Origin of the sequence: Ramlibacter sp. MMS24-I3-19, assembly GCF_050320135.1 — a bacterium.
Taxonomy (GTDB): domain Bacteria; phylum Pseudomonadota; class Gammaproteobacteria; order Burkholderiales; family Burkholderiaceae_C; genus Ramlibacter.
In genome coordinates this window covers 4,104,627-4,128,707 of the sequence record NZ_CP190017.1, presented here as the reverse complement: position 1 = coordinate 4,128,707, position 24,081 = coordinate 4,104,627, and the positions used below count along the sequence as shown (strand labels likewise).

Sequence of the window (24,081 nt, the reverse complement as noted above, 5' to 3'; positions counted from 1 at the left end):
CGGCCTCCATGTCCGTGCAGACAACGCTTCCCGCCGGGACCGGCGAGGCCGCAGCGCCGGCGCAGCGCTGGCGCCATTGGGATCCGGCTTCCCTGGTGTGGTTGCTGGCGATCGTCGCACTGCTCGTGCTGGTGCTCAATCCGCTGCTGCGCCTGCTCGTGGTGAGCTTCCAGGACGACAACGGCGCGTTCACGCTCGCCAATTACGCCGCTGCGTACGGACGCATGCGGCAGCTGCAGGCCCTGGCCAATTCGCTCCTGCTCGGCGTCTCCTCGGGCTGCCTGTGCCTGGTGTTCGGCGTTCCGCTCGCCTGGGCTCTGTCGCGCACCGACATGCCCGGCAAGACGTTGATCTGGATCGCGATCCTCGGCACGTTCATCATCCCGCCCTACCTGGGCGCCGTCGGGTGGATCCTGCTGGCCGGGCCCAATGCAGGCTGGCTCAACAGGGTCGCCGTTGCGCTGGGCGCTTCGGGCAACCCGTTCAACATCTATTCGATGCCCGGCCTCGTGCTGGTGGTGGCGTGCTACAGCTTTCCCTATGTCGTTGTCCTCACGAAGTCGGCTCTCGACCTGGTGTCCTCGGAGATGGAGGACGCGGCGAACATCCTGGGAGCCGGCACCCTGCGGACGACGCTGAGCATCACGCTGCCCCTCGTCCTTCCGGCCATCGCCGGTGCCTTCATCCTGGTGTTCCTCGAGGCGATCGCGCTGTTCGGATCGCCGGCGCTGCTGGCGATCCCGGGCCGGTTCCAGGTCGTCACCACGGAGCTCTGGCAGATGTTCGAGTTTCCGCCGCGGGTGGGTGTCGCCTCCGCTTACGCGATGCCGCTGCTGGCGATCACGGTGATCCTCTTCTGGCTGCAGCGCCGCCTTATCAGCCGCAAGGGCTACGTCTCGCTGACAGGGAAGGGGGGCGAGCGGCGCCCCGCCGCCCTCGGCGCATGGAAGTGGGTGGCGCTGGCGTACTGCCTGCTGGTGACGACGCTCTCCTTCTTCATGCCCCTCGTCGTGATCTGCCAGGCCGCTTTCTCGAAAGCCTGGGGGCGCGGCTTCTCCGCGGACAACTTCACGCTGGGCAACGTCCGCGCCATCGTGTTCGAGAACGCGCTGACACGCGCGGCGGCCCTGCACACCTTCCTGTATGCGGGCGCCGCTTCGCTGCTGGCGGTGGCGCTGGCCGTGTGCATCGCCTATGTGATCAACCGGGAGCTGGTGCGCCCGAAGGTGGGCAGCGCGCTGGCCTTCCTCACCATGGCCCCCTTCGTCGTGCCGGGCATCGTGCTGGCGATCGGCTTCTATGCGGCCTACACGCGGCCGCCGCTGGTCCTCTACGGAACGGCCTGGATCCTGGTCCTGGCGTTCACGACGCGGTTCCTGCCGATCGCGTACGTGAACAGCAGCGCCGCCATCCGCAGCATCAACCCGGAACTGGAGGAAGCGGTGCGCACGCTCGGTGGCACGCGGCTCACCGCGATCCGTGCCGTGGTGCTGCCCGTCCTGAAGCGCAGCCTGGCGGGCGCCTTCATCCTGGTATTCATCCCCGCCACGCGCGAGCTGAGCACGGCGATCTTCCTCTACTCCATCAACACGCAGGTGCTCTCGGTGCTGCTGTTCGACAAGAGCGACGAAGGCAACTTCGAGGTGCTCGCCTCCATCGGCCTCGTGCTCGTCGTGATCACGGTCACGATCATCCTGGCCGGCTTCCGCCTGATGGGGCGCGACTTCATGTTGAGGAGGACCGTGGGATGAGCCAGCTGGTCTTGAGGAACGTCTCGCGAACCTTCGGCGGGTTCACGGCCGTCGATGGCCTGAACATGACGCTGCGCGAAGGCGAACTGGTCTCCCTGCTCGGGCCATCGGGCTGCGGCAAGACCACGACGCTGCGCATGATCGCGGGATTCATCGCCCCCACGGCGGGCACGATCGAAGTCAACGGCCAGGTGATCTCTTCGCCGGGGTCCAGCCTGCCGCCCGAGAAGCGGAAGATGTCCATGATCTTCCAGAGCTACGCGATCTGGCCGAACATGACGGTGCAGGAGAACGTCGCCTTCGGCCTGAAGCTCCAGAAGTTGCCCGCACCGGAGGTGAAGCGCCGGGTCGACCAGATCCTGGACGTCGTCAGGCTGCGCGCGCTCGCGGACCGCTTCCCGTCCGAGCTCAGCGGAGGCCAGCAGCAGCGGGTGGCGCTGGCGCGGCCATCGTCGTCAATCCCTCGGTCCTGCTGCTGGACGAACCCCTGTCCAACCTCGACGCGAACCTGCGCGAGGAGATGCGCTTCGAGATCCGGCGGCTGCACGACGAGTTCGGAATGACGATGGTCTATGTGACGCACGACCAGTCGGAGGCGATGGTGACCTCGGACCGCATCGCCGTCATGAACAAGGGCCGGGTCGAACAGATCGACGTGCCGTACGAGCTGTACCGGCGGCCCAGGACGCGGTTCGTCGCGGGCTTCATAGGCCGCACCAACCTGCTCACGGGGTGCCTGCGCGGCCCCGACCTGGACTTCGGACCCTTCCGGTTGCCGCTGCATGCGCTTGCCGCGGCGGGCGAATTGCCGGCCGAAGTGCATGTCTCGATCCGCCCGCAATCCATCCAGCTGTCGAGAGAGAGGCCGCCGCAGCGTGACCAGCACGTGAGCCTGGATGCCACGATCGAGCGCCGCTCGTACCTGGGCGAATCCTGGGATTACCACGTCAGCCTCGGCTCCATGCCGGAGTCGGTGCGCGTAAGCGCCCGTCCGTGCGAGGTCTTCGAAGTGGGGCAGCGGGTCCACGCCGAGATCGATGCGTCGCAGGTCACGCTGGTCCAGTAGGAGCCGCCATGCCGCTACCGCTCGAAGGCGTCCGCGTTCTCGACCTCACCAACGTGATGGCCGGCCCCTACTGCAGCATGGTGCTCGGCGATCTCGGGGCGGAAGTCATCAAGCTCGAAAGCCCGGAGGGCGACAGCACGCGCAAGCTCGAACCCAAGGTCAACGACGAGTCGTATTGTTTCGCGGTCCTGAACCGCAACAAGAAGAGCATCTCGGCGGATGCGAGGGACCCGCGCGGCAAGGAGATCCTGCTTCGGCTGGCCGCGCGCAGCGACATCATGCTGGAGAACTTCCGCCCGGGCGTCGTGAAGAAGCTCGGGCTGGACTACGACAGCGTGAGGCAGGTGAATCCGTCGATCATCTACGCCTCGATGTCGGGCTTCGGCCAGACCGGCCCGTACGGACGCAAAGGTGGGCTCGACATCGTTGCGCAGGGGATGTCGGGCCTGATGATGATGACGGGCTATCCCGGTGGGCGACCGGCGAAGGTGGGCATTGCCATGCACGACGTCGCGTGTGGCGTGACCACCTTGTACGGGCTGCTCGGCGCGTATATCGGCAAGCTGCGCCACGGCCAGGGCCAGTTCCTCGAGACCTCGCTGCTGGAGGCGGGGCTGGCCTGGACCATCTGGGAATTCAGCGCCTACATGGGCGGCGGGGAACTGCCGGCGGCGACCGGCACGCGCCACCGCCGTTCGGCACCGTACCAGGCATTCAGGACGCGCGACGGCTACGTCACCGTCGGTGCGAACGGAGAGAAGCTGTGGCGGGCCTTCGTCACCCGGGTCATGGAGCAGCCGCAATGGCTGGACGATCCGCGCTTCGCGACGAACCCGCTCCGCGTGCGCAATGCCGAGGCTCTGCAGGAACTGGTCGAACACGTGCTGGCCACGCGGCCCACCGCCGACTGGGTCGAGAAGCTCGATGCGGCCGGCGTTCCGGGCGGTCCCGTCTACACCTACGACCAGGCCCTGGACGACCCGCAGGTGCGGCATCGCAAGATGGTGCACGAGCTGGAGCATCCGGTGATCGGCGCGATGAAGACCCTGGGCCTGCCGCTGAAGTCCAGCGGCGAACTGACCAGCATCCGCAAGCCCGCGCCACTGCTCGGACAGCATTCGCGCGAGATCCTGCTTGACCTCGGCTACTCCGAGGGCGATGCGGACGGTCTCATCCAAGCGGGCGTGGTGCGTGAAACGAGGGTCGGATGATGCAACTCAAGACCGAGAAGATGACCGCGCACAAGGATGGCGCGATCGGCTGGATCACCTTCAACAACCCGGCGCGGCACAACGCGGTGTCGCTGGCGATGTGGGAGGCGCTGCACGAGATCGTCGAGGACTACGCCGGTGACGACGCCATCCGTGTCGTGGTGCTGCGGGGCGCCGGCGGGAAGGCATTCGTGTCCGGGGCCGACATCTCCGAGTTCGAGGAGAAGCGCTCGACGCCCGACACGGTGCGCGCCTACCACGACATTTCGCAGCGGGCGAGCGTGGCACTGCGCGACCTGGCCAAGCCGACGATCGCCATGATCCGCGGCTACTGTGTCGGAGGTGGCGTGTCGCTGGCCCTGTCGTGCGACATGCGGATGGCAAGCGACGACGCGAGCTTCGCCATCCCGGCCGCGAAGCTGGGCCTGGGGTACGAATTCGAGGGGGTCCGCAAGCTCGTCGACCTCGTCGGGCCCGCCTACGCGCGCGAGATCTTCTACACGGCCCGCCGGTTCGATGCGCAGCAGGCGCTGTCCATGGGCCTCGTCAATCGCGTGCTGCCTTTGGACCGGCTGGAGGCCTATGTGCAGGACGAGGCAGCCAGGATCGCAGCGAACGCGCCGCTGACCGTCGCATCCATCAAGACGCTCGTTGCGCAGGCGCTCAAGGACGAATCCGAGCGGGATGCGCGCCTGTGCCAGGACGTCGTGGACCGCTGTTTCGCCAGCGAGGATTACCGCGAGGGACGCGCGGCCTTCATGCAGAAGCGCGCGCCCCGCTTCACGGGGCGGTAGGTTACTTGGCGAACAGCGAATCGAGGTTCGCGAACGCCTTGATCTCGATCGCGTTGCTCGACGGGTCGCGGAAGAACATCGTGGCCTGCTCGCCGACCTGGCCCTTGAAGCGCACGTAGGGCTCGATCACGAACTCGGTGCCGGCGGCGCGCAGCTTGTCGGCCATGTCCTGCCACTGGGCCATCGACAGCACGACACCGAAGTGGCGCACGGGCACGCCATGCCCGTCCACCGCGCTCACGGCGCTGAAATTGCATTCCTCGGGCGCGAGGTGGGCCACGATCTGGTGGCCGTAGAAGTTGAAGTCGATCCACTCGGGCGAGCTGCGCCCTTCGGGGCAGCCCAGGAGCTCGCCATAGAAGCGGCGCGCCTCGGCGAGGTCGCGCACCGGGAAGGCGAGGTGGAACGGGGGCATGGCTGCGGGTTGCATGGCGGTCATGGGTGGATTGTCGCGGTGGAGAGGGCGAGTGCTCAGGCCAGCTTCGCGGCGTTGGGCATCTGGAAGCCGACGGTCGTGAGGCCTTGCTGGAGCGCGTCGCGCTGGACCTGGTCCAGTTCCACCAGCGGCGGGCGCACGAACGTCCAGTCCTCGCGACCGGTCTTCCACGCGATGGCCGCCTTCATGGCGGGGATCATCGGGAACTTCGCGAACACGGCGCGCGTGGCGTCCAGCTTCGCCTGCTTGGCATCGGCGCCTTCTTCGCGCCACGTGCGGTACAGGTCGACCATCGCGCCCGGGTTCACGTTGCCGGTGGCCGTGATGCAGCCGGCGCCCCCGGCGCGCATGTTGGCCAGCAGGAAGGTCTCGCTGCCGGCGAACACGTCGAAGCCGCGCGGCGTGAACTGCTCGATCATCGCCGCGGTGTTCTTCCAGTCGCCCGAGCTGTCCTTCACGCCCGCGACCACGCCGGGATAGGCCTTCAGGAGGCGGTCGATCACGGGCAGGCTGATGGGCACCTGCGACACCGGCGGGATGTGGTACAGGTAGACGCGCAGGCGCTCGTCGGCGACGGCATCGATCACGGTGGCGAACGCGCGGTACACGCCTTCGTCGCTCACGCCCTTGTAGTAGAAGGGCGGCAGCATCAACACGCCGCCGCAACCGGCCTGCACCGCGTGGCGCGTGAGCTCGATGGCCTCCGGCAGCGCGCAGGCGCCGGTGCCCGGCATCATGCGGTTGGCCGGCAGCCCGGCGTCGAGCAGCGCATCCAGCAGCGAGCGCTTCTCCTTCATCGCCAGCGACGCCGCCTCCGAGTTGGTGCCGAACACCGCGAGGCCGACGTCCTGCTCGAGCAGCCAGCGGCAGTGGCGCACGAAGCGGTCGGCGTCGGGCATGCGGTCGCGGCCGAAAGGCGTGAGGACGGGGAAAAGATGCCCTTCAGGCGGTCAGGAGCGCTCATGGTGCAGTGATCGTTGGATGGGAAGTCGAGTGCCGGCGCACAAGCAGGCCGGGATGCAGTTGGGTGGTGCGGGTCACGCCGAGCATGCCCATGCCGCGCGAGACCTCGCCGGCGAGCAGCTCGATGGCATGCCGCACGCCAGGCGCGCCCGCGACGGCTGCCGCCTGGATGAAGGGACGGCCGACGAACACCATGCGGGCGCCCAGCGCCAGCGCCTGCAGCACGTCGGTGCCGCGGCGCACGCCGCTGTCCAGCATGACGGGCAGGTTCGGACAGGCCGCGACGACGTCGGGCAATGCACGCAGCGTGGCGCGCGCGCCCGCGAGCTGGCGGCCGCCATGGTTGGACACGATGATCGCGTCGGCCCCGCAATCGGCGACTCGGCGCGCATCCTGCGCAGTGAGCACGCCCTTGACGACGAGCTGTCCCGTCCATTGCCGGCGGATGGCGCGCAGATGGTCGGTGGTGAACGTGCCGCGGTCGGAGAAATCACGCAGGACGGAGCGCGAGAGGACCGGTGCGCCACGGTGCGCGTCGTTGTTCTCGAAGTGCGGCATGCCGTACTTCAGGAGCGTGCGCGCGAAAGTGCCCAGCAGCCAGCGCGGGTGGGACACGCCTTGCCACGCCAGGCCGATGCTGGGCCGCAGTGGCGCCGTGAAACCGGCGCGGTACGCATCGACGATGTTGGGCGGCGCCTGCACGTCGATGGTGACGACCAGCGTGCCGTAGCCGGCGCGGGCGACACGGTCCACGAGGGCCGAGGTGCGCTTCATGTCGCCGGTCACGTAGGCCTGGAACCAGGCGCGCGGGTTCGCCGCGGCGATGTCTTCCAGCCGCATGAGCGACGAACCGCTCATGACCATCGGGATGCCCGCAGCAGCGGCCGCCTGGGCGAGCACGAGGTCGCCACGGTAGGCCGACATGGCATTGAGCCCCATGGGCGCGACCCCGAACGGCAGCGCCCAGTCCTGCCCGAGCAGCTGCACGTCCATGGTTCGCTTCGAGACGTCCTGCAGGTAGGAGGGCAGCCACTCGTGCTCGTCGAACGCTTCGCGGTTGCGGCGGGCCGCCGCCATGCCGTCCGCGGCCGCATGGATGTAGCCGAACAGCGGCGCGGGCAGGTGCCGTCGGGCCGCGGCCTCGAAATCCTCGAGCGTGCGCACCGCGCGCAGTTGCCGCGGCAGTGGCTGGCGCAGCGCCGTCGTCGGCGCCACGTTCACGAAGCGCGAGGTCACTCCGGCTTGATCTTGGCCGTCTGCACGAGCTTGGCCCATTTCGCGCTCTCGACCTTCATGTATTTGCGGAACTGCTCGGGGTCGCTGCCCACCAGCGTCAGCCCCTGTCCCTTCAGGCGCTCGGCGGTCGCGCCGTCCTTCAGGCTGGCACGCGCTTCGTTGAACAGGCGCGTGACGATGGGGGCGGGCGTGCCCTTGGGCGCGAAGATGCCGAACCACGTCAGCGCCTCGAAACCAGGGAGGCCGGACTCGGCGATGGTCGGGATGTCGGGCGCGGCTTCGGCGCGCTGCAGGCTGCTGACCGCGATGGCGCGCAGCTTGCCGCTCTTCACGACCGGCAGCATCGTCGGCAGGTTGCCGAACAGCACCTTCACCTGGCCGCCCATCGCGTCGTTGATCGCCATCGACTCGCCCTTGTAGGGCACGTGCACCATGTCCACGCCGGCCATCTGCTTGAGCAGTTCGGTGGCGACGTGCTGCGGGCCGCCCTGGCCCGAGGAGGCGTACGCGAGCTGTCCCTTCTCGGACTTCGCCAGCGCGATCAGCTCCTTGACGTTGTGCACCGGCAGCGAGGGATGCACGGCGAGGATGAGGGGCACCGACGCGATCAGCGACACCGGCACCAGGTCCTCGAGCGGCTTGAACGGGAGATTCGGGTACACGGCAGGCGCCACCAGCATCGTGGACTGCGTCCCGAGCAGCAGCGTGTAGCCGTCCGGCGCGGCCTTGGCGACGTAGTCGGCGGCGAGCGTGCCGGTCGCGCCGGCCTTGTTGTCGACCACGATCGACTGCCCGAGGCGGGATCCCATCGCCTGGCCCACCTGGCGCGCGACGTTGTCGACGGCACCGCCGGCGGTGAAGCCCACTTCCAGCTTGATCGGCTTGCTGGGCCAGGTCTCGGCGGCCCACGCGGGAAGGCCGGTCATGAGGGCAGTGGCCCCGGCGAGGGCGACGCGCATCCCCGCGCGGCGCGTGACTCGAAATTCGTTCACGGTGTCTCCTGTGGAAAATCCCGCGGCGATTCTGTCGGGTTGGACGTCGACATTTCCCTGCCACCGCTTCCTTTAAACTGAACCAAAACTGGTTTCTCCTTGCAGACAGACTTCATCGACAGTTTCGTCACCGTCGTGGAATGCGGTTCGGTGGCCGAGGCAGCACGACGCCTGAACATCACGCCGACCGCTCTGGCGCAACGCATCGCGGCGCTCGAGGCCGAGTTCGGCTGTGCGCTGGTCGTGCGCTCCGGGCGCACGGTGCGTCCGACCGAAGGCGGGCTGCGCCTGGCGGGCGGCGCGCGGAATCTGCAGCGGGCGGTGCGCGAACTGCGCGGCAGCGTCCTCGGCAACGACGTGCCGGTCGAATTGCGGCTCGGCTCGATCAGCACCGCCCTGGCGGGCTGGCTGCCGCGCCGGCTCGAGGCGATGGTGAGCCGCCATCCCGACGTGGACATCCACATCGAGGCGGGCGTCTCGCGCGACCTGTATCACGCGCTGCTGCATGACCGGCTGGACGTCGCCCTGATCGTCGCGCCGCCGTTCGAGCTGCCGAAGTCGCTGAACTGGCGCACGGTGCGCGAGGAGCGCCTGATCGTGCTGGCGCACAGGCGTTTCGCGAACGCCAGGCCGCTCGAGCTGCTGGCGACCGAACCCCTGATCCGCTACGACCGGCAGAACTGGGGCGGCTCGCTCGCGGACCAGTACCTGCAGGCGCAGCGCATCCAGCCGCGCGAGCGCGTCGAACTGGACGAGCTGCAGGCGCTGGAGCTGCTGGTCGGCCTGGGAATGGGCGTGTCCCTCGTGCCCGACTGGGCGCGCGCCTCGCCACTGCCCGAGAACCTGGTCGCCCTGCAGCTTCCGGGTGACGCACCGAAGCGCGCGGTCGGCTTTGCGTGGCCAGCCGGGTCGGCCCACACCACCTTCGTCGACCTGCTCGCGAGCGAACTGCCTTCGACATAGCGCGGCAATCCGGCAACAGGACCTGTCGGGGATGCCGCCGTTCGGGCGCGGCGGGGCGCCGCGCGTCGTGATCTCTCCACCGATTCGAAGTCCCCGCGCGCGACTTCCACAATCCGCTCTTCGCCGTCCAGCGGCAGATCCGTGAGAGAGCCAGTCTTGAAAAGAATCCCACGCATCGTGTGCAGCGTTGCCCTGCTTGCCATGTAGACCGCCTGCGCCGTGTACACGCCCCAGGGCGCGGTGGTCGTCGACCCGGGCGCCCGTTCTGCTTCGCAGCAACGCGGCGGCGGCTTCTGCCCGCCTGGGCAGGCGAAGAAGGGCAACTGCTGACCGTTGCGGCCGGGAGCACTGCTCCGAGAGCGAGGCGCAGCCCGATCTGATCGTCGACTGCGCTGCGGCGCCTGCGAGAGCTGCTCGCGATTCCAGACAATCATCAAAAGGAGACCGACGCGTGTTCAGGGCGTTTTTGAATTCCAGGCCCCATTCGACTCACCTTCGTGCACGGCATGTTGCAGGAGGGGCCGGGCGCACGTTGCGGCAGATCGCCGTGGTGATCGGAATGCTGGGCGTGGCTTTCGCGTCTTCGCACGATGCCCTGGCCGCGCCAATCGTGGTCGGCGAGGTCGCGCCGCTCAGTGGCTTCGACGCCAACCAGGGCCGGGCGTATGCCGCGGGCCTGCAACTCGCCTTCAATGCCGCCAATCGCGCGGGGAGCGCCAACGGCCATACCTTCCGCCTCGTGACGCGGGATGACGAGGGCCGCCCCGAAAAGACGCTGGCCGCCACCAAGGCCTTGCTCGCGGAAGACAAGCCCATGCTGCTGGCCGGATTCCTCGGCAACCGGAACGTCGCCGACCTGTTGGCCAGCGGCCTGCTGCAGCAGGAGAAGATCGCGCTGGTGGGCTATCGCACGAAGCAGGTGCGCATCGAAGCCCCCCTGCTGTACAACGTGCGCGCCTCGCTGGCCGACGAGCTGCAGAAGGTCTGCGAGCACCTGTCCATCATCGGAATCACCCGCATGGGGCTGTTCTACGAGGACGGCCCCGGCGCCGATGCCCTCGTGAAAGCCGCCGACGAGATTTCGGCCAAGGCCAGGGTCAATCTCGTCCTGAAGGCTTCGTATCCCGCCGGCACCGCTCGCGTCAGTACCGCTGTCGCCAGCTTCCTGAAGGAGCAGCCGCAAGCCATCATGATGGTGGCGACCGGCGGCGCCGCGGCAGGCTTCATCGAGCAGTACCGCAGCGCCGGCGGAACGGCGCAGCTCTTCGCGGACTCGGGCGCCGACCTGGAGCAACTGGCCAAGCGCCTCTCCGAGGAACAGATGCAGGGCGTGGCCATCGCGCAGGTGACTCCCAATCCCTACAGGATCTCGAGCCGGCTGGTGAAGGAGTTCACCGACCTCGCCAACGCCAAGGACAGCAACCTGGAAGTCCCGATCAGCTACGCCATGATGGAGGGCTTCATCGCCGGCAAGGTGATCGTCGAGGCCGTGCGGCGACAGGGGGCGAAGCCCACCCGCGAGGGAATGGCGGTCGCGCTGGATTCGATGCAGGCCCAGGACCTGGGCGGCTACCTGGTGGGTTTCCGGCCCAACATGCACAACGGGTCGCGCTTCGTCGAACTCTCGATCGTCAACAGCGCGGGCCGGATCCAGCAATAGCGAAGAGTGCGGCGCGGGGCAGGAGCGCCGGCCGGTGCCGCTCATGGCCCGCGCGATACACGGTCCGCCTTGATGCGCTTAACTGACGTCTGCTTTCGGCCGGGTGCAGCCATCCAAGACCGCGAGCCTGCTCACCTCTTAACTTGTGCGTCGGGTGGCGCGCTACACGCTTCCTTCGTCATGTTTCGGATGCACTTCTTGACGAACTTCGCCTTGGGAGTGTCCTTTGGAGTCTTCGCGTCTCCTTGGGGCTGCTGAGCGCCGACAACGAGACCCGTCAGAGCCAGAGTGACAAACAGGATGAACTGTCTTTGCATAGCGGCTCTCCGCAGAGGAGTGTTTTGCGGCTGAATTTCAGCACGAGGCCGGAGGCTCTGTAAAAGGGATACCACCAACTCCGGGCACTTTGGCGGCCGCCGCGCAACCCGCGCTGCCAATGGCTCTGAGGCGCTCCACGCCGCGCACTCTCGCACCGAAGCGTGTCCGGAAGAGCGGTGCCTGACACCCAGCACTAGTGCTGAGGCGGGTCGATGCGTCGGCTCGGCCGTGGCGCATCGCATACCCTGTGCAGTCGATCCGTGACTTCCCGCGGCCGCAGCCGCGCGGACGTCTCGGCCTCTGCAACCCCATGCATCGCGAGGTCCACGCATGAAGATCCTGATCGTTCTCACGTCGCACGAACGGCTCGGCGATACCGGAAAGAAGACCGGCTTCTGGCTCGAGGAACTGGCCGCGCCCTACTACGTGTTCCAGGACGCCGGCGCCGACATCACGCTCGCCTCGCCGCTGGGCGGCCAGCCTCCGCTCGACCCCAAGAGCGATGAACCCGATGCCCAGACCGACGCGACCCGGCGTTTCCGCGCCGACAAGGCGGCGATGCAAGCCCTGGCCTCTACCCGTACGCTGGCATCGATGCGCGCCGACGACTTCGACGCGGTGTTCTACCCGGGCGGCCACGGCCCATTGTGGGACCTGGCCAACAGCCGCGATTCCGCCGCCCTGATCGAGGCTACGCTGGCCGCCGGCAAGCCGGTGGCGGCGGTGTGCCATGCGCCCGGCGTCCTGCGCGATGTCAAGACGCCCGACGGCGCACCGCTGGTGAAGGGCAAGCGCGTGACGGGCTTCTCCAACAGCGAGGAAGCGGCCGTGGGCCTGACCAAGGTGGTGCCGTTCCTGGTGGAGGATGTGCTCAAGGCCAACGGCGGCCTCTACAGCAAGGGCGGCGACTGGCAGTCCTATGTCGTCACCGACGGGCTGCTGGTCACTGGCCAAAACCCTGCTTCATCGGGGCCGGGCGCCCAGGTGCTGTTGCAGGTCCTGCAGGCGACCTCCGCGGACGCCGCACGGTAGGCGCGCGCGGCCTGCGGCAGCTTCGTGGCCGTAGGACAGTCGCACTGCCGACGCGCTCGCCGCCGCGCTTGGGAGGGACGCTCTCACCGAGCGGTTCGCAATCGTTCGGGTGTGCGATCCACGTCGGCATTGATCGACTCGCTGGCCGGCAGTCTTGAGAGCGCATGCCTGCATGCGTGGCCTTGTCGCAGGTTGCAAGAGCAATCGCTCCCGCTCGGCGTCACTGTTCGATGCGGAACAACGAGCTGCGCACGGCAAGCGGTTGTCCTGGGTGAAACCGATGCATGTCGGGAATGTGGGACGCCGTGACGTAAACGGCACCATCGGGGCCCGGGGCCAGGGTGTCCGGCCATCTCTCCGACGGCGTCGCGCCCGGACGGCGTCGCTCTAGCTCTCCGGTTCCGCCACGTTCGTGCGAACGTCCTTTGCGGCGAGCAGCGCATTCTGCTCGCGCAGCAGCCCGATGATCTGGTTGTTCTGCTCGCGAAGCTGCGGCAGCACAGACATCACCAGCCTGGGTGGCGAGTTCTCGGGCAGGCTGGCCATCATGCGTTCCATGCGGCCCCGCAAGCGATGGCCGATGGCATGGGTGAAGCGTTCGCGCCTTCCCTTCGCCAGAAGGCCGAGGCCAAGCAGGCCGGCAGCGGCGGCCACGCCAAGGGTGATGGGCTTCTTCATGCGTCCTCCCGGGGTGCATCCCGGCGCAGCAAGGCACGCAGCACCAACGCCACGCCGAGCGCGATGAACGCGATTGGCAGCAGGCCCCCTGGAATGCGCACAAGCCCGAAGCGCGGGCCGAAGGCGTGCCAAGCACCCCACGCGAGCATGGCGATGCCCACGGCAAGGCCAAACACTTCGACGCGCAGGCCCAGGTAGACGACGCGCACCGCCTGCACGCCGACGGCGATGGCACCGACACCGAGCACACCGACGGGCCAGCCGAGGTCCGTCAGGAACGCGGCACCGGTCCAGATGAAGAAGATGCCCCACGCGAAAGGCGCGAGATTGTCGGACGACGCGTGAGTGAGCTGGGCAGGTGGGTTGGCTTGCAGACCGTTCACGGTGGCACTCCCAGGGCGCTTGCTGATCCCACTATAGGAAAGGGGGCCGGCGGGGAGTTGACGGGAATCAAGTCGTCGTCGGCGCCCTGCGCTGGGCCACGCGGCCTGGCGACTTGCGGGGCAGCGCTCAGTTCTGCGCGGCCGCTCCTGGCCGGAAGCGGACCCTGGCGCGACAGGCGTCGGCAATGAGCGCGCGATCAGGACTGCAGCCAGGCTGATGCCGCGTCAAAGTCGTCGAAGGTGCGCAATTGCAGTCCGAGCTTTTGTGCAGCCTTTGCCGCGACGCCGACCAGCGTCTCCCGGGGAACGACCGAAGCCACCCGTTCCATTGCGTTGAAGGCTTCAGCCGCATAGGCGCCCAGCTGCAGGTGTTCGCTGAAAGGCAGCGCATGCTGCACATGGCGCATGTCGACCAGAATGCGGCGCTGGCCCCGGTTGGTGGCCAAGGTTTTGGCCAGGTCAACGCCAGCCCGCATGTCGGCGAACGTGGCCGGCCCCGCCGTTTCGCAGTGGAGATAGTGGGCGTTGTCGTGCAGCGTGAAGCTCAGGGCCATCGCTGGCAGTCTAGCTCGCGGCTCGGCTGGGTGAGCCGATTACCGGCTGCTGCTGATCCCCCCGCGGCCGGGACGCCCTTACCACGTGAGCCCGCGTCAGAGGCGAGCTGCGTGGCTGCATGGACTCGAAGCGACGTTCTACGCGCCGTGTGCACGGCTTGGCCGCTATCGACCGGTCGATCATCCCCAATCGGACCAGATCCAGCCACTAGCTGCGAGACCGATCAACCAAAGCAGCCAAGTCTGCGGAACCACATACGGATACAGCATCGTGGCAAGGCCGATCCACTTGAGAGAGGACCGGCCGGTCTTGCGGCCACGCCGCCATGCGATCCAACCGATGATGCCGAAGACGAGCAGGCCAACAAGGTAGGCAGGACTCGGCAGCTCAATGCCAAGTGACTGTAAATCTGGCATGTGAACACTGTGCCACACGAACGGACTTCAGGTCGATCTGCTGTGCTGCCCCTCAGGGCACGCCCGGCCTTCAGGAAGGCCGGGCGCCGAAGTTGCGTAGCGGGCCCGGGCTCTTCTCGAAGCTCCTGCTAGGCTTGGTCCATGGATAGCATGATTGCTGCGGCAGCCCGTGCGCTGTCGGTGGGGCAACCACTGCTCGCGCTCGACGTGGTCGCGCTGCGGAACGATCCTCACGCCCTGGCCTTGCGACGCACGGCCATGGCGCAGTTGCAGCAGTACGAGCGGGCACGCGCGCTCCTGCAACGTGCCGCACGCGCATTCGGCGCCGACGAAGAGCTCGCCCGGGCCAAGTGCACGTTGGCGGAGGCGGAGGTCGCGCTTCTCATGCGTGACCTCACCTGGGCCTCCGGGAAGCTTGCGGGAGTAGCGCCGATTTTCGAGAGGCACCACGACCAGGCCAACCTGCTGCACGCGAGGCTGGTCGAAGCCAGACGGCTTCTCCTTCTTGGACGGGTGGCCGCGGCCATCGATGTCATGGCCTTGGTGAAGGATCACGGCGCCAGCCCGGTGCCGATCGCGTTGGCGGAGCTCACAAGAACGGAGCTGGCCTTGAGGCAATGGCGTGCCGCGGCCGCGCGGCAGGCATTGGGCCGGGCGCATGCCGCGGCGGCAGCCAGCCAGAATGCCATGCTGCTGGCCGAAGTCTCGAATGCCGGCGCGCCGCTGGAGAGGACCGCCGCACGGCTGATCACTGGTCGCTCCTCCTCTCCTGTGCGGCTCGAAGAGGTCGAAGCGCTCCTCGGTTCCAACATGCTCGTTCTGGACGGTTGCAGGCGAGGAGTGGCGTGGTCAGGAACCTGGAGGTCCCTGGCGAGACGGCCTGTGCTTTTCACGCTGGCGCACGCGTTGGCCAGTTCCTGGCCCGATGACGTGGACCGTGAGTCGCTCATAGTGACCGCGTTCAGGACCCGGCGTCCGGACCACACCCACCGTGCTCGGCTTCGTGTGGAGATCGGCCGCCTTCGCAGTCTGATCAAGGGCATGGCCGAGATCGTTTCCACGCCCCGGGGCTTTGTCCTTCGACCTGCGCCCTCGGCGCAGGTGGCGGTACTGGAGCCGCCGATCGACGGCCAGGAGGGGGCACTCATTGCGCTGCTATCCGACGGCTCGCGTTGGTCGACGTCGGGCCTGGCCGAGGCACTGGGCGCGAGCCAGCGCACCGTGCAACGGGCGCTCTCCGGACTGATGGAGGCCGGGCGCGTCCAAGGCGTCGGCAATGGCATGGCGCGGCGATGGCAGGCGAGCCCGTTGACGGACTTCACGACAATCTTGTTACTCCCCACCTCGCTCGCAGGTCCGTAAAGTCCGTCTCGTCGCCGAGGCAGGGCATTTGGAAAAGGAACTGAGATGCAAGCAGTGACCGCTACGCCGGCCGAGATCGTCGGCGAAATCGGCCCCATTCCAGGAGCATCGGCCGTCCATGGCGTGACATTTGATGGGCACGTCCTGTGGGCCGCGACCGGGAAGCAACTGGTGGCGGTCGACCCGCTGTCCGGTGCTGTCAAGCGGTCGCTGAAGTGCGCTGCTGATGCCGGGACGGCCTTTGACGGCAAACACCTGTACCAGATCGCGGCGTCGGAAATCCACAAGATCGACCCGCAAACCGGCCAGATCGTCGCCTCGATCCCCGCGCCAGGCGGCGGCGGCAACTCGGGTCTCACGTGGGCCGAGGGCAGCTTGTGGGTCGGGAGCTACCGCGCCAGGAAGATCTACGAGATCGACGCGCAGACCGGCGCTGTCTTGAGCAGCATCCAGTCGGACCGGTTCGTCACCGGCGTCACGTGGGTCGAAGGCGAGCTGTGGCACGGCACGTGGGAGTCCGACGAAAGCGAGCTGCGCAGAGTCGACCCGCAAACCGGTGAGGTGTATGCCAGGCTGGCGATGCCTGCCGGCAAGGGCGTGAGTGGCCTGGAGTCCAATGGCGCCGACTTGCTCTATGCAGGCGGCGGCGGCAGCGGGACGGTGCGCTCGGTCCGCCGACGGCCAGCGGGGAGGAGGGCATGAGTTCGCAAGCGCACGAAGCATCGGGGGACAGCCGCAGCTTCACTGGCGGTTGCGCCTGCGGAGCGGTCAGGTACGACATCGAGGACGCGGCCTCCGGGATGGGCGATTGCCAATGCCGGCAGTGCCAGCAAAGAAGCGGCACCGGTCATGGCTCGTACATCGCGTTCGCATCGCGCGACAAGGTCAAGCTTACGGGGAGCCTGCGTGAGTGGGACGTCACCGGGGATGAAGGCACTGTGAAGCGGCACGCATTCTGCACAGTCTGTGGCGCGCCGGTCAGCCTGACGTTTCCGTACGGCCCAGGGTGGTTCATCATCCACGCGGCCAGCCTCGACGACCCGAGCCAGTACCAACCGCAGTGGGTGACGTACACACGGTCGGGATATGCGTGGGATGCGGTCGATCCGAAGCTGACGAAGTTCGAGCGGATGCCGCCGCGCAGCGACGCGGAGTGAGCATGTAGCACGCAAGTCCCTCCGGCGCTCGCCTGGTGGCACCGCCCCCTCAAACCTGCGAAGGTTTTGCCCGCGGCGTCATGCAGAGACGGGCACGCGGATGGTCACTTCGGTGCCTGGGGATCGCTCGGCGATCTCGAACTCGCCATTGAGCTGTTGTGCGCGCATTCGCATGTTGTGGATGCCGCGGTGCATCGGGTCGCCTGTCTTCTCGACGTGTCCGGCCGCGCCGTGCCCGTTGTCGGCGATCCGGAGGACGAGGCGTTCCTCCTCCAGCCGGCAACTCACGTGGAGCAAGGTCGCCTCGGCGTGCTTGAGCACGTTTGCGACCGCTTCCTGCACGATGCGCAGGATCTGCAGGACCGAGATGCCCGAAGGGATGTTCACGGCATCGTCGACATCCCATTGCAGTGCGATCCCCGCCGCACGAAGGCGAGGTTCGAGCCGGTAGCGGAGGTTTCCCAGCGAGGTCTGCAAGGCAACGTCATCCGGCTCCAGCGAATCGATCATGAGTCGCAGGTCATCGATGCACTCGCGAAGCAGGGCGGCGACCGTGTGCGGCGAGGCGGAGCCGCGCTCCACGGCATCGACGGCGGCAATAAGGTGCGACCCGATGCCGTCGTGCATGTCCTTCATGATCCGCTCGCGCTCGGAGGCAAGGATGGCCGCGTGCTCGAGCGCACGCACTCGCTCATAGGTGATCTCCAGCTGCCGCGCCCGATGCTGGACGCGCTGCTCCAGTTCCGCGTTGAGCGCCCGCGCCTCTTCGTAGGTCCCGAAGTAGTTGTCCGCCAGGGCGTACACGAAGGCGCACAGCAGCAGCGGCGCGCCATAGGACATGCGTGCCGCCGGACCGAACTGCAGGAGGTGTGCCGACACCGCCAGGTCGGTCAAGCCCAGGAGGAGCATGACCAGCATCGCGCCCAGCACAAGCCAGGGCCCGGGTTGTTCCGGGCGACGCGCATACAGGTGCCGGATCAACAGGACGATGACGAACAGGCTGAAGACGGTGCAGCCCAGGTACCAGGGGAGCCGCAGCGCGCTCACGACCGAGGAATGCAGAGACGCCAGTAGCGGCAATGACACCAGGGCGCCCGTCAGTGCCCACCGCTCGAATGTCGGTGGCGCCTTGCCGGTGTAGCGCAGCACGAACATCCACAGCAGTGTCTCGACGAGCGCCAGGCTGCCGAGAACCAGGGCCTCCCACACGTTGGATCCGATGGGCAGCGACACCGTGTAGAGGAAATTGCGCAGCGACCAGACGATGGCCAGTGCAGCGAAGACGCCATAGATGCTTTCGGAGGGCCGGCGAAGCCAGAGCAGCAAGACGAGCACCCCGACGAAGATCAGCGCCAGGTTGAGTGCCCGGGGCAGCGTCACGCGCACCAGCAGGTCGCGTTCATACAGCGGCTCGACCGAAGGGTGCGGACCGACCAGGAGCGGCCCGAGTCCTCCGCGCAGGTTCGGCGCGACCCGCAGCCTCAGGAGGATCTCGTTGCGGCCGGCATTGAGCAAGCTTGGCGGGATCAGGTTGATCTGCGGCGTGCCCATCGTGCGCTGGAACGGCCCGCTCATCGCTCCACCGCCGACGTCCACGCCGTTGATGAACAAGTGGTGCGTGGTGGAGACCGTCGGAAGGTAAGCGCCCCATTCCTCGACTGGGGCATCGGGAAGCACGAGCAGCATGCGATACCAGCCATAGCCGGATTGGCCGGGATTGCTGACGCTCCAGCTGTCCGGGAGTGTCCGCGTCACCCACTCCGCCTGCGGTCCTGGTGCCCGGGGATCGTCGGACTTGATGAAGCCGGCCTGCGTGATCTCGATGACGCCTAGTGGCGGCTTCGGGCGAGTGAGTTGGACCAACGCTGCAGCGACGATCGCTCCCATCAGCAGCGTCAGCAGCAACCTGCGGAGGATCTGGCTCATGGCGCCAGCAGACCGCGCTGCTGGGCCAGGTACACCGCGTGTTGTCGCGAGCGGGCCTCCAGCTTCCGGTAGATGTTGCGCACGTGGGTCTTGACCGTGAGGGGGGAGATGTGCAATTCATCGCCGATCTCCGCGACGCTGTGGCCGCGCGCGATGGCTTCAAGGATCGTGGTCTCGCGCCTGGAAAGCGGAGATTCGCTCGCCCGGTCGGCTGTCGCCCGGGCCTTGACGCCGTCGACCGTGGTCGACCGGTCGGACGCGGGTTCTGGGCGAAGACGCTTCAGCAGCAGCCGTGCCAGGGCCGGACTGATGGGAGATTCCCCGGCCTGCAGTGCGTGGATGTTGGCCGTGAAATCGGCTGCGACGCTGTCCTTGAGCAGGTAGCCCGTGGCTCCCGCCTCGATGGCCTCGAACAGGTTGCGTTCACCGCCAAACACCGAGACGACCATGATCGCGCTGTGTGGTGACACCTTGCGAACGTGGCGAATCACGTCGAACCCGCTGCCGTCGGGAAGTCCGAGGTCGACAAGCACCACGTCTGGGGCGACAGAGGCCACAGCCTCCATCGCCTGCGCAGCACCGATGAACTCCCCGACCAGTACCAGCGCCGGATCGCGCGCGATATTGTCTCGGTACCGCTGTAGATGGAACAAGTTGTCTTCGACGATCGCGACGCTCACGCGCAGGCCATTGCCACGCAATTTGTCCGACTCTGATTGCATGTGATCCACCACTGCGGCTCCGCCTTCGCTTCAACGGAGAGCGTCCAAACGCGCCATGAACGATGAAAATTACTCCGACCGGAGTATGGTCGATGCTCCGAACGCGCCATAAATTCGCAGCGCCCGCGGTTCCCGCGTAGCGGCCTACCGCGGCATGGCGGGGATGATATGAGCGTTCCGGCGGCAGCCCTGTCGCTTTGAGGCAGTACCGACAGTGCGTACGTTGCATCGGCTGAACTTCCATGCTCCGTGGCCCCGTCCTCTGTGGGATGAGACATCCCGCCAGTTCTTCCATCCCAGCACGGTCCAATGCCAAGTTACCGGGGCATGCCCGGACAGGCTGGATCGCGCGACCTTGCTCGCCCTGACAGGCGCTCCGCGGCAGTCACGCATCCGAGCGATCGCCGGCGAACGTTCCGTCGATATCGTGGTTGCCAACGAAGAGTTCTTCGACGAGCCGTATCGGATCTCGATCCGCCAGGAAGGCGGCAAGCGGATGGTCAGGGTGCATTCACTGCACATCAAGGAGCAGGTTCGCCTGCACGGCATCGGCGTTCGCATGTTCGCGATGCTGGTGAAGGCGGCGCGGCGACTCGGGGTCCAGTTCGTGTCGGGTCAGGCGCTCCACGGGGCCTATGCCGACGGCAGGCTGTGGTCCGGCGCGCTCGCAGCGGCAAAGCTCGGCTGGGACGCGGAGCTCCCGGTCCGACTACGTTCGTACCATGCCGGACTTTCTCGGTGACGTCGAAACGCTGCGGGAGTTGCTGCTCCACCCCGGCGGTCGCGACTGGTGGGACCGCCACCCGACTGAACTGCACCTTCAGTTCGACACGCGTGGGGATTCCATGGGCATGCACTTCCTGCAGCGCTACATGCGACAGCATCGGATTCGGGTGCATCAATGAACGTAGCCCGAGCTGCGTTTTCCGATCGCCCGCTTAGCGCCAGATTGCGCCGGCCGCGCGGGCAAGATTTGAAGGCCTCCGGATCGGGAATGGCAACGAGATCGGGCGCCAGTAGTTCTTAGCCTTTGACTTGCGCGCTGATGCGACTCTTTCTTGCAATATCTGTCCTGGTGTTCGGAACGGCCTGCGTAGCGGCTGGCTGGTTTGCGCGCGGCGTGCAAGAGTCGCGCGCATTGTGCGGCCAATCGGCAGATGGCCAATATGGTCCGGCAGATCCAAGCGCTGGAGGTGCGGTCACCCTGCACGAGGCGACCCTACCTTCTTATAGAGGATAGAGCAGTGCAGATACAGGATCGCCAGATGGTTGCAGTTGGATCGGAGCAAGTGCCCAACGCGCGCGGCGCAGGCGTTGGATGCGAAGAGGCGCACGTCCTGGACGCTCTCAGGGCTTGCCTAGCGCAGCGCGTCTTGGACATGAAAAACGTCGGGAGTGACACATGGCTGGTGCGTGAGAATCGCAGGATGGTGCGCCACCTTGTCGGCAAGCTCCGCCATCTGCGGGCGGGAGTTTCACCCGCTTGGATCGGACTCGGCCAACGCGAGGCGCCAGCAATCGAGCACGCGACCAAGGAGCGCAGGCGCAAGCGCAAGGCGCGGCTTGATCAGATTGACTGATCCACCTTGCGGGGGCCCGTTATCCTTGCCCCTTCGCTGGCCCGGCTCTATGGAATTGGGGTGCAGCCGACTGTGACGTCGGTAGTGCATGGAAGCTCCGCAGAAGCTGTCGGCGTTAAGGTTGGCGATGGGGTGATCTCCGTGGACGGAGTACCAACCACGGACATCCAGGCCCTCGCGGATCGTCTCGGGCAGCAACAAATCATCGGCCGCCCTGTGGCACTGCAGCTTTCCCGCGCCGGGCGAACACTTACCGTCAGTCCCGTACCGGTGAAGGCCTGCGCCTACCCAGCCGTCCGTAAGCGTCCGGCGATCCCACGCTTGAGCGCAGCCGCGTAAGCGGCAAGGATGGTGTCCATCAAGGAGTTGGGTGGACACCATGGCAGAGGCCAAGCGAGTCATCCGCAGGCGCCATAGCGCAGAAGTCAAAGCCCGGGTGCTTGCCGAGTGCGCCGAGCCTGGACTTTGGTGGCTCGGGTCGCAATGGCGCACGGGATCAACGCCAACGTCGTCCACAAGTGGCGCCGCAATGCCTCTGGCAAACTGCTGGCAGCGCCTGCTTCATTCGTTCCGGTTTCCGTGCAGGAGAGCGTTGCGGCACCGGCGTCGGAAATTCGCATCGAGCTGCGCCACGGCACGACCAGTATGGCAGTCACCTGGCCAGTGGCCGCGGCGGCCGATTGCGCCGCCTGGATTCGCGAGTTGCTCAAATGATCCGTGTCAACGGTCTGGCTGGCCGTGGAACCGCTGGACATGCGCTCGGGAACCGAGGCGGCCCTGGCGCGCGTGGTGCGCGTCTTTGGCGCGGCCCACCCGCACCACGCCTACCTGTTTGCCAACAGGCGTGCCAGCCGCATGAAGGTCCTGGTGCACGATGGCATTCGGGTTTGGTTGGCGGCCAGGCGCCTGAATGCCGGCCGCTTCGTCTGGCCACGCGAGGCAAGCGTCAAGATGTCGCTGACGCGCGCCCAGTTCGACGCCCTCGTGCTCGGACTGCCCTGGCAGCTCATTGGCGAGGCTGGGATCATCAAGATTCTGTAGCGCCGCGCAATTGCGGCATTTGCCGATGCCCGGTCATCTTGCCTCGGGGACGATGTCACTCCGTGATCGCCGACATCGACTCACTGGACCCGCAGCAGCTTCGACAGGCTGTGCGCGAGCTGCAGGAAGTGGTGCAACGCCAGGCGCGTGAGTCGGCGTACAAGCAGGCGATCATCGACAAGCTCACGCACGAGAACGCCGTGCTCAAGCGCCTGAAGTTCGCGGCGCAGTCGGAGCGATTCAACTCGGAACAACGCAGCCTGCTGGAGGAAACGCTCGACGCCGATCTGCAGGCCGTCGCCGAGGAAACAGGGCTCCTCGAACCGCAAGAAAAGCCCGCTGCGGAGCCCTCCCGTGCCAAGCGCCAGCCGCTGCCGGCCCAGCTGCCGCGGCGCGAGATTCACCATGAGCCTACCAGCACCATCTGCAGCTGCGGCTGCGAGATGAAGCGCATCGGCGAGGACGTCGCCGAGAAGCTCGATTACCAGCCGGGCGTCTTCACGGTGGAGCGCCACATCCGCGGCAAGTGGGCCTGTGCCAAGTGCGAGAAGCTGGTGCAGGCACCGGTGGCGCCGCACGTGATCGACAAGGGCATACCCACCAGCGGGCTGCTCGCCCAAGTCTTGGTCGGCAAGTTCGCCGACCACTTGCCGCTGTACCGGCAGGAAGCCATCTTCTCCCGCGCTGGACACGCGATCGCGCGCTCCACACTCGCCCAGTGGGTTGGAACCTGCGGTGTGCAATTGCAGCCGCTGGTGGGCGCGATGAAGTCCGAGCTGCTGCACCAACGTGTCTTGCACGCGGACGAAACTCCTGTGGCGATGCTGGACCCTGGAGCAGGCAAGACCCACCGCGCCTATCTGTGGACCTATTGCAGCACGGCGTTGCAGCCCACCAAGCTGGTGGTGTTCGACTTCGCTGAAAGCCGCGCGAGCCGCCACCCGGCTGAATTCCTGGGCCACCCCGGCGAGCACGCCTGGCGCGGCACGCTGGTGTGCGACGACTACTCCGGCTACAAGGCGCTCTTCGCCAGCGGCGTAACTGAAGCCGGGTGCCTGGCGCACGCACGGCGCAAGTTCCACGAGCTCTGGGCCAACCACAAGAGCGCGGTCGGTGAGCAGGCACTGGCGCTGTTTGGCAAGCTTTACGAGGTGGAGCGCGGACGCGGCGGGTCTGCTCTTGGCCGGGAGCAGCCGTCTGTCAGGGACATCAGGCTTGATACTTCATGACTTCAAATGCTTCGTCCGCCGCGGGGGTCTCGAAGAAGGTGAAGATGTACGCGAACTGTTCCGGCGTCAGGTGATGAGAACCTTCTGGACGTGCGAGATTGCGTTGCCCGATCCGCTCTAGGCAAGTTGCGTCTGAGCTGTCGACGACATGCAGGACGTGCGCTGCGCCAGACTGGTCGATCAACGCGCGGAACCACGAGCGCGCCGCCTTCGTGTTCGCCGGGAAGTCCAGCACGACGTTGCGTCCGGCGCGCAGCAGTTCCACGCTTAGAGGTTCCACGACCGTCCGCAGGCGCAGCGAGAACCGCCTGTAGTCCTCAAAGGTCTGCATCTGGTCCCCATAGAGTCGTGTCAGCCAAACGTCCTCCGAGGTCAGAAATCCATCTTCCGAAGCAGCAACACTCCTCGCCAGCGTGGTCTTGCCTGCGCCCGCCTTGCCGCAGAAGAAGTGCAGACAGGCCCTGTTCGGCACGCGTTCAGGAGGATTCGTCATGCGGCATTGTGCAGTGGCGTCCGCTCCCGGCCAGAAGCAGACATCGACCGGCGGCCCTCGACTCTGCCTGGTGGAACAAAGAAGAGCGGGTCCTGCCGCCTCGGTCTGCAGGATCTA

At 66.8% G+C, this 24,081-nt stretch carries 27 protein-coding genes and 1 pseudogene; 17 read left to right on the top strand and 11 right to left on the bottom strand.

Annotated elements, in window-relative coordinates; genetic code table 11:
- Positions 1-8: 8 nt before the first annotated feature.
- The 5 genes from ACPWT1_RS20510 to ACPWT1_RS20490 are packed head-to-tail and all read left to right on the top strand — an operon-like array spanning position 9 to position 4,822.
- On the top strand, positions 9-1,751 hold the full coding sequence (locus tag ACPWT1_RS20510; protein ID WP_427912975.1) for an ABC transporter permease: 1,743 nt from the start codon (positions 9-11) through the stop codon (positions 1,749-1,751).
- On the top strand, positions 1,748-2,314 hold the full coding sequence (locus ACPWT1_RS20505) for an ABC transporter ATP-binding protein (RefSeq protein WP_427912974.1): 567 nt from the start codon (positions 1,748-1,750) through the stop codon (positions 2,312-2,314). The genes ACPWT1_RS20510 and ACPWT1_RS20505 overlap by 4 nt, the downstream gene beginning before the upstream one ends.
- A complete protein-coding gene (locus tag ACPWT1_RS20500; protein WP_427912973.1) occupies positions 2,311-2,817 on the top strand; it encodes a TOBE domain-containing protein in 507 nt (168 codons plus the stop codon). The genes ACPWT1_RS20505 and ACPWT1_RS20500 overlap by 4 nt, the downstream gene beginning before the upstream one ends.
- An 8-nt stretch (positions 2,818-2,825) precedes the next feature.
- Positions 2,826-4,028 (top strand): CaiB/BaiF CoA transferase family protein, encoded by a 1,203-nt coding sequence (locus tag ACPWT1_RS20495; RefSeq protein ID WP_427912972.1) that lies wholly within the window; start codon positions 2,826-2,828, stop codon positions 4,026-4,028.
- Positions 4,028-4,822, top strand: coding sequence for an enoyl-CoA hydratase (locus tag ACPWT1_RS20490; protein ID WP_427912971.1), 795 nt, complete (start codon positions 4,028-4,030; stop codon positions 4,820-4,822). Before ACPWT1_RS20495 ends, ACPWT1_RS20490 begins: the two co-directional genes overlap by 1 nt.
- Before the next feature lies 1 nt (position 4,823).
- Here the strand turns inward: ACPWT1_RS20490 and ACPWT1_RS20485 are convergent, their stop codons facing one another.
- The 4 genes from ACPWT1_RS20485 to ACPWT1_RS20470 form a co-directional block, all read right to left on the bottom strand.
- Positions 4,824-5,261: a VOC family protein gene (locus ACPWT1_RS20485; protein ID WP_427912970.1), complete on the bottom strand. Its 438-nt coding sequence runs from the start codon at positions 5,259-5,261 to the stop codon at positions 4,824-4,826.
- Between the two features lie 32 nt (positions 5,262-5,293).
- Complete coding sequence (locus ACPWT1_RS20480; protein ID WP_427912969.1) at positions 5,294-6,157, bottom strand: dihydrodipicolinate synthase family protein; 864 nt, start codon at positions 6,155-6,157, stop codon at positions 5,294-5,296.
- A 61-nt stretch (positions 6,158-6,218) separates the two neighbouring features.
- Complete coding sequence (locus ACPWT1_RS20475) at positions 6,219-7,496, bottom strand: alpha-hydroxy acid oxidase (RefSeq protein ID WP_427912968.1); 1,278 nt, start codon at positions 7,494-7,496, stop codon at positions 6,219-6,221.
- Complete coding sequence (locus ACPWT1_RS20470) at positions 7,454-8,449, bottom strand: Bug family tripartite tricarboxylate transporter substrate binding protein (protein WP_427912967.1); 996 nt, start codon at positions 8,447-8,449, stop codon at positions 7,454-7,456. Before ACPWT1_RS20470 ends, ACPWT1_RS20475 begins: the two co-directional genes overlap by 43 nt.
- A 99-nt stretch (positions 8,450-8,548) precedes the next feature.
- Between ACPWT1_RS20470 and ACPWT1_RS20465 the strand changes: the two genes are divergently transcribed.
- From ACPWT1_RS20465 to ACPWT1_RS20455, 3 genes are all read left to right on the top strand, one after another.
- Positions 8,549-9,412 (top strand): LysR family transcriptional regulator, encoded by an 864-nt coding sequence (locus ACPWT1_RS20465; RefSeq protein WP_427912966.1) that lies wholly within the window; start codon positions 8,549-8,551, stop codon positions 9,410-9,412.
- Positions 9,413-9,944: 532 nt separating this feature from the next.
- The gene (locus ACPWT1_RS20460; protein WP_427912965.1) at positions 9,945-11,072 is read left to right on the top strand and encodes an ABC transporter substrate-binding protein; all 1,128 of its coding nucleotides are present in this window, start codon (positions 9,945-9,947) and stop codon (positions 11,070-11,072) included.
- A gap of 648 nt (positions 11,073-11,720) precedes the next feature.
- On the top strand, positions 11,721-12,422 hold the full coding sequence (locus tag ACPWT1_RS20455; RefSeq protein ID WP_427912964.1) for a type 1 glutamine amidotransferase domain-containing protein: 702 nt from the start codon (positions 11,721-11,723) through the stop codon (positions 12,420-12,422).
- 387 nt (positions 12,423-12,809) lie between these two features.
- Here ACPWT1_RS20455 and ACPWT1_RS20450 read toward each other — a convergent pair whose 3' ends face one another.
- The 4 genes from ACPWT1_RS20450 to ACPWT1_RS20435 form a co-directional block, all read right to left on the bottom strand.
- The gene (locus ACPWT1_RS20450) at positions 12,810-13,100 is read right to left on the bottom strand and encodes a hypothetical protein (protein ID WP_427912963.1); all 291 of its coding nucleotides are present in this window, start codon (positions 13,098-13,100) and stop codon (positions 12,810-12,812) included.
- Positions 13,097-13,483, bottom strand: coding sequence for a hypothetical protein (locus tag ACPWT1_RS20445; protein ID WP_427912962.1), 387 nt, complete (start codon positions 13,481-13,483; stop codon positions 13,097-13,099). The genes ACPWT1_RS20450 and ACPWT1_RS20445 overlap by 4 nt, the downstream gene beginning before the upstream one ends.
- Positions 13,484-13,680: 197 nt before the next feature.
- Positions 13,681-14,037, bottom strand: a complete 357-nt coding sequence (locus ACPWT1_RS20440; RefSeq protein WP_427912961.1) for an STAS/SEC14 domain-containing protein — start codon at positions 14,035-14,037, stop codon at positions 13,681-13,683.
- Between the two features lie 180 nt (positions 14,038-14,217).
- On the bottom strand, positions 14,218-14,454 hold the full coding sequence (locus ACPWT1_RS20435) for a hypothetical protein (protein WP_427912960.1): 237 nt from the start codon (positions 14,452-14,454) through the stop codon (positions 14,218-14,220).
- A gap of 141 nt (positions 14,455-14,595) precedes the next feature.
- On the opposite strand from ACPWT1_RS20435, the gene ACPWT1_RS20430 reads away from it, so the two are divergent.
- The 3 genes from ACPWT1_RS20430 to ACPWT1_RS20420 are packed head-to-tail and all read left to right on the top strand — an operon-like array spanning position 14,596 to position 16,973.
- The gene (locus tag ACPWT1_RS20430) at positions 14,596-15,816 is read left to right on the top strand and encodes a helix-turn-helix domain-containing protein (RefSeq protein ID WP_427912959.1); all 1,221 of its coding nucleotides are present in this window, start codon (positions 14,596-14,598) and stop codon (positions 15,814-15,816) included.
- Positions 15,817-15,861: 45 nt separating this feature from the next.
- On the top strand, positions 15,862-16,518 hold the full coding sequence (locus tag ACPWT1_RS20425) for a hypothetical protein (RefSeq protein WP_427912958.1): 657 nt from the start codon (positions 15,862-15,864) through the stop codon (positions 16,516-16,518).
- Entirely contained in the window at positions 16,515-16,973 is a 459-nt protein-coding gene (locus ACPWT1_RS20420) for a GFA family protein (RefSeq protein ID WP_427912957.1), read from the top strand. Before ACPWT1_RS20425 ends, ACPWT1_RS20420 begins: the two co-directional genes overlap by 4 nt.
- Positions 16,974-17,051: 78 nt before the next feature.
- Here the strand turns inward: ACPWT1_RS20420 and ACPWT1_RS20415 are convergent, their stop codons facing one another.
- The gene (locus ACPWT1_RS20415; RefSeq protein WP_427912956.1) at positions 17,052-18,878 is read right to left on the bottom strand and encodes a sensor histidine kinase; all 1,827 of its coding nucleotides are present in this window, start codon (positions 18,876-18,878) and stop codon (positions 17,052-17,054) included.
- 17 nt (positions 18,879-18,895) lie between these two features.
- Entirely contained in the window at positions 18,896-19,621 is a 726-nt protein-coding gene (locus ACPWT1_RS20410) for a LuxR C-terminal-related transcriptional regulator (RefSeq protein ID WP_427915606.1), read from the bottom strand.
- A 355-nt stretch (positions 19,622-19,976) separates the two neighbouring features.
- On the opposite strand from ACPWT1_RS20410, the gene ACPWT1_RS20405 reads away from it, so the two are divergent.
- The 6 genes and pseudogenes from ACPWT1_RS20405 to tnpC form a co-directional block, all read left to right on the top strand.
- Positions 19,977-20,363, top strand: a complete 387-nt coding sequence (locus ACPWT1_RS20405; protein ID WP_427912955.1) for a hypothetical protein — start codon at positions 19,977-19,979, stop codon at positions 20,361-20,363.
- Positions 20,344-20,526: a hypothetical protein gene (locus tag ACPWT1_RS20400; protein WP_427912954.1), complete on the top strand. Its 183-nt coding sequence runs from the start codon at positions 20,344-20,346 to the stop codon at positions 20,524-20,526. Before ACPWT1_RS20405 ends, ACPWT1_RS20400 begins: the two co-directional genes overlap by 20 nt.
- 735 nt (positions 20,527-21,261) lie before the next feature.
- The gene (locus tag ACPWT1_RS20395; RefSeq protein ID WP_427912953.1) at positions 21,262-21,540 is read left to right on the top strand and encodes a PDZ domain-containing protein; all 279 of its coding nucleotides are present in this window, start codon (positions 21,262-21,264) and stop codon (positions 21,538-21,540) included.
- A 108-nt stretch (positions 21,541-21,648) separates the two neighbouring features.
- Complete coding sequence (locus ACPWT1_RS20390; RefSeq protein ID WP_427912952.1) at positions 21,649-21,915, top strand: transposase; 267 nt, start codon at positions 21,649-21,651, stop codon at positions 21,913-21,915.
- Between the two features lie 3 nt (positions 21,916-21,918).
- A complete protein-coding gene (tnpB, locus tag ACPWT1_RS20385; RefSeq protein ID WP_427912951.1) occupies positions 21,919-22,242 on the top strand; it encodes an IS66 family insertion sequence element accessory protein TnpB in 324 nt (107 codons plus the stop codon).
- A 62-nt stretch (positions 22,243-22,304) separates the two neighbouring features.
- A pseudogene (tnpC, locus tag ACPWT1_RS20380) lies at positions 22,305-23,402 on the top strand (IS66 family transposase); the annotation flags it as partial.
- A 49-nt stretch (positions 23,403-23,451) separates the two neighbouring features.
- Here the strand turns inward: tnpC and ACPWT1_RS20375 are convergent.
- On the bottom strand, positions 23,452-23,964 hold the full coding sequence (locus tag ACPWT1_RS20375) for an AAA family ATPase (RefSeq protein WP_427912950.1): 513 nt from the start codon (positions 23,962-23,964) through the stop codon (positions 23,452-23,454).
- Positions 23,965-24,081: the final 117 nt, after the last annotated feature.

Coding starts and splice junctions, on each gene's coding strand:
- ACPWT1_RS20425 (WP_427912958.1), top strand. CDS start 15,862: ATGCAAGCAGTGACCGCTACGCCGGCCGAGATCGTCGGCGAAATCGGC.
- ACPWT1_RS20435 (WP_427912960.1), bottom strand. CDS start 14,454: ATGCCAGATTTACAGTCACTTGGCATTGAGCTGCCGAGTCCTGCCTAC.
- ACPWT1_RS20485 (WP_427912970.1), bottom strand. CDS start 5,261: ATGACCGCCATGCAACCCGCAGCCATGCCCCCGTTCCACCTCGCCTTC.
- ACPWT1_RS20420 (WP_427912957.1), top strand. CDS start 16,515: ATGAGTTCGCAAGCGCACGAAGCATCGGGGGACAGCCGCAGCTTCACT.
- ACPWT1_RS20480 (WP_427912969.1), bottom strand. CDS start 6,157: ATGCCCGACGCCGACCGCTTCGTGCGCCACTGCCGCTGGCTGCTCGAG.
- ACPWT1_RS20510 (WP_427912975.1), top strand. CDS start 9: ATGTCCGTGCAGACAACGCTTCCCGCCGGGACCGGCGAGGCCGCAGCG.
- ACPWT1_RS20495 (WP_427912972.1), top strand. CDS start 2,826: ATGCCGCTACCGCTCGAAGGCGTCCGCGTTCTCGACCTCACCAACGTG.
- ACPWT1_RS20505 (WP_427912974.1), top strand. CDS start 1,748: ATGAGCCAGCTGGTCTTGAGGAACGTCTCGCGAACCTTCGGCGGGTTC.
- ACPWT1_RS20400 (WP_427912954.1), top strand. CDS start 20,344: ATGCCGGACTTTCTCGGTGACGTCGAAACGCTGCGGGAGTTGCTGCTC.
- ACPWT1_RS20430 (WP_427912959.1), top strand. CDS start 14,596: ATGGATAGCATGATTGCTGCGGCAGCCCGTGCGCTGTCGGTGGGGCAA.
- ACPWT1_RS20455 (WP_427912964.1), top strand. CDS start 11,721: ATGAAGATCCTGATCGTTCTCACGTCGCACGAACGGCTCGGCGATACC.
- ACPWT1_RS20440 (WP_427912961.1), bottom strand. CDS start 14,037: ATGGCCCTGAGCTTCACGCTGCACGACAACGCCCACTATCTCCACTGC.
- ACPWT1_RS20410 (WP_427915606.1), bottom strand. CDS start 19,621: ATGCAATCAGAGTCGGACAAATTGCGTGGCAATGGCCTGCGCGTGAGC.
- ACPWT1_RS20475 (WP_427912968.1), bottom strand. CDS start 7,496: ATGGGCCAAGCTCGTGCAGACGGCCAAGATCAAGCCGGAGTGACCTCG.
- ACPWT1_RS20450 (WP_427912963.1), bottom strand. CDS start 13,100: ATGAAGAAGCCCATCACCCTTGGCGTGGCCGCCGCTGCCGGCCTGCTT.
- ACPWT1_RS20375 (WP_427912950.1), bottom strand. CDS start 23,964: ATGACGAATCCTCCTGAACGCGTGCCGAACAGGGCCTGTCTGCACTTC.
- ACPWT1_RS20490 (WP_427912971.1), top strand. CDS start 4,028: ATGCAACTCAAGACCGAGAAGATGACCGCGCACAAGGATGGCGCGATC.
- ACPWT1_RS20500 (WP_427912973.1), top strand. CDS start 2,311: ATGACGATGGTCTATGTGACGCACGACCAGTCGGAGGCGATGGTGACC.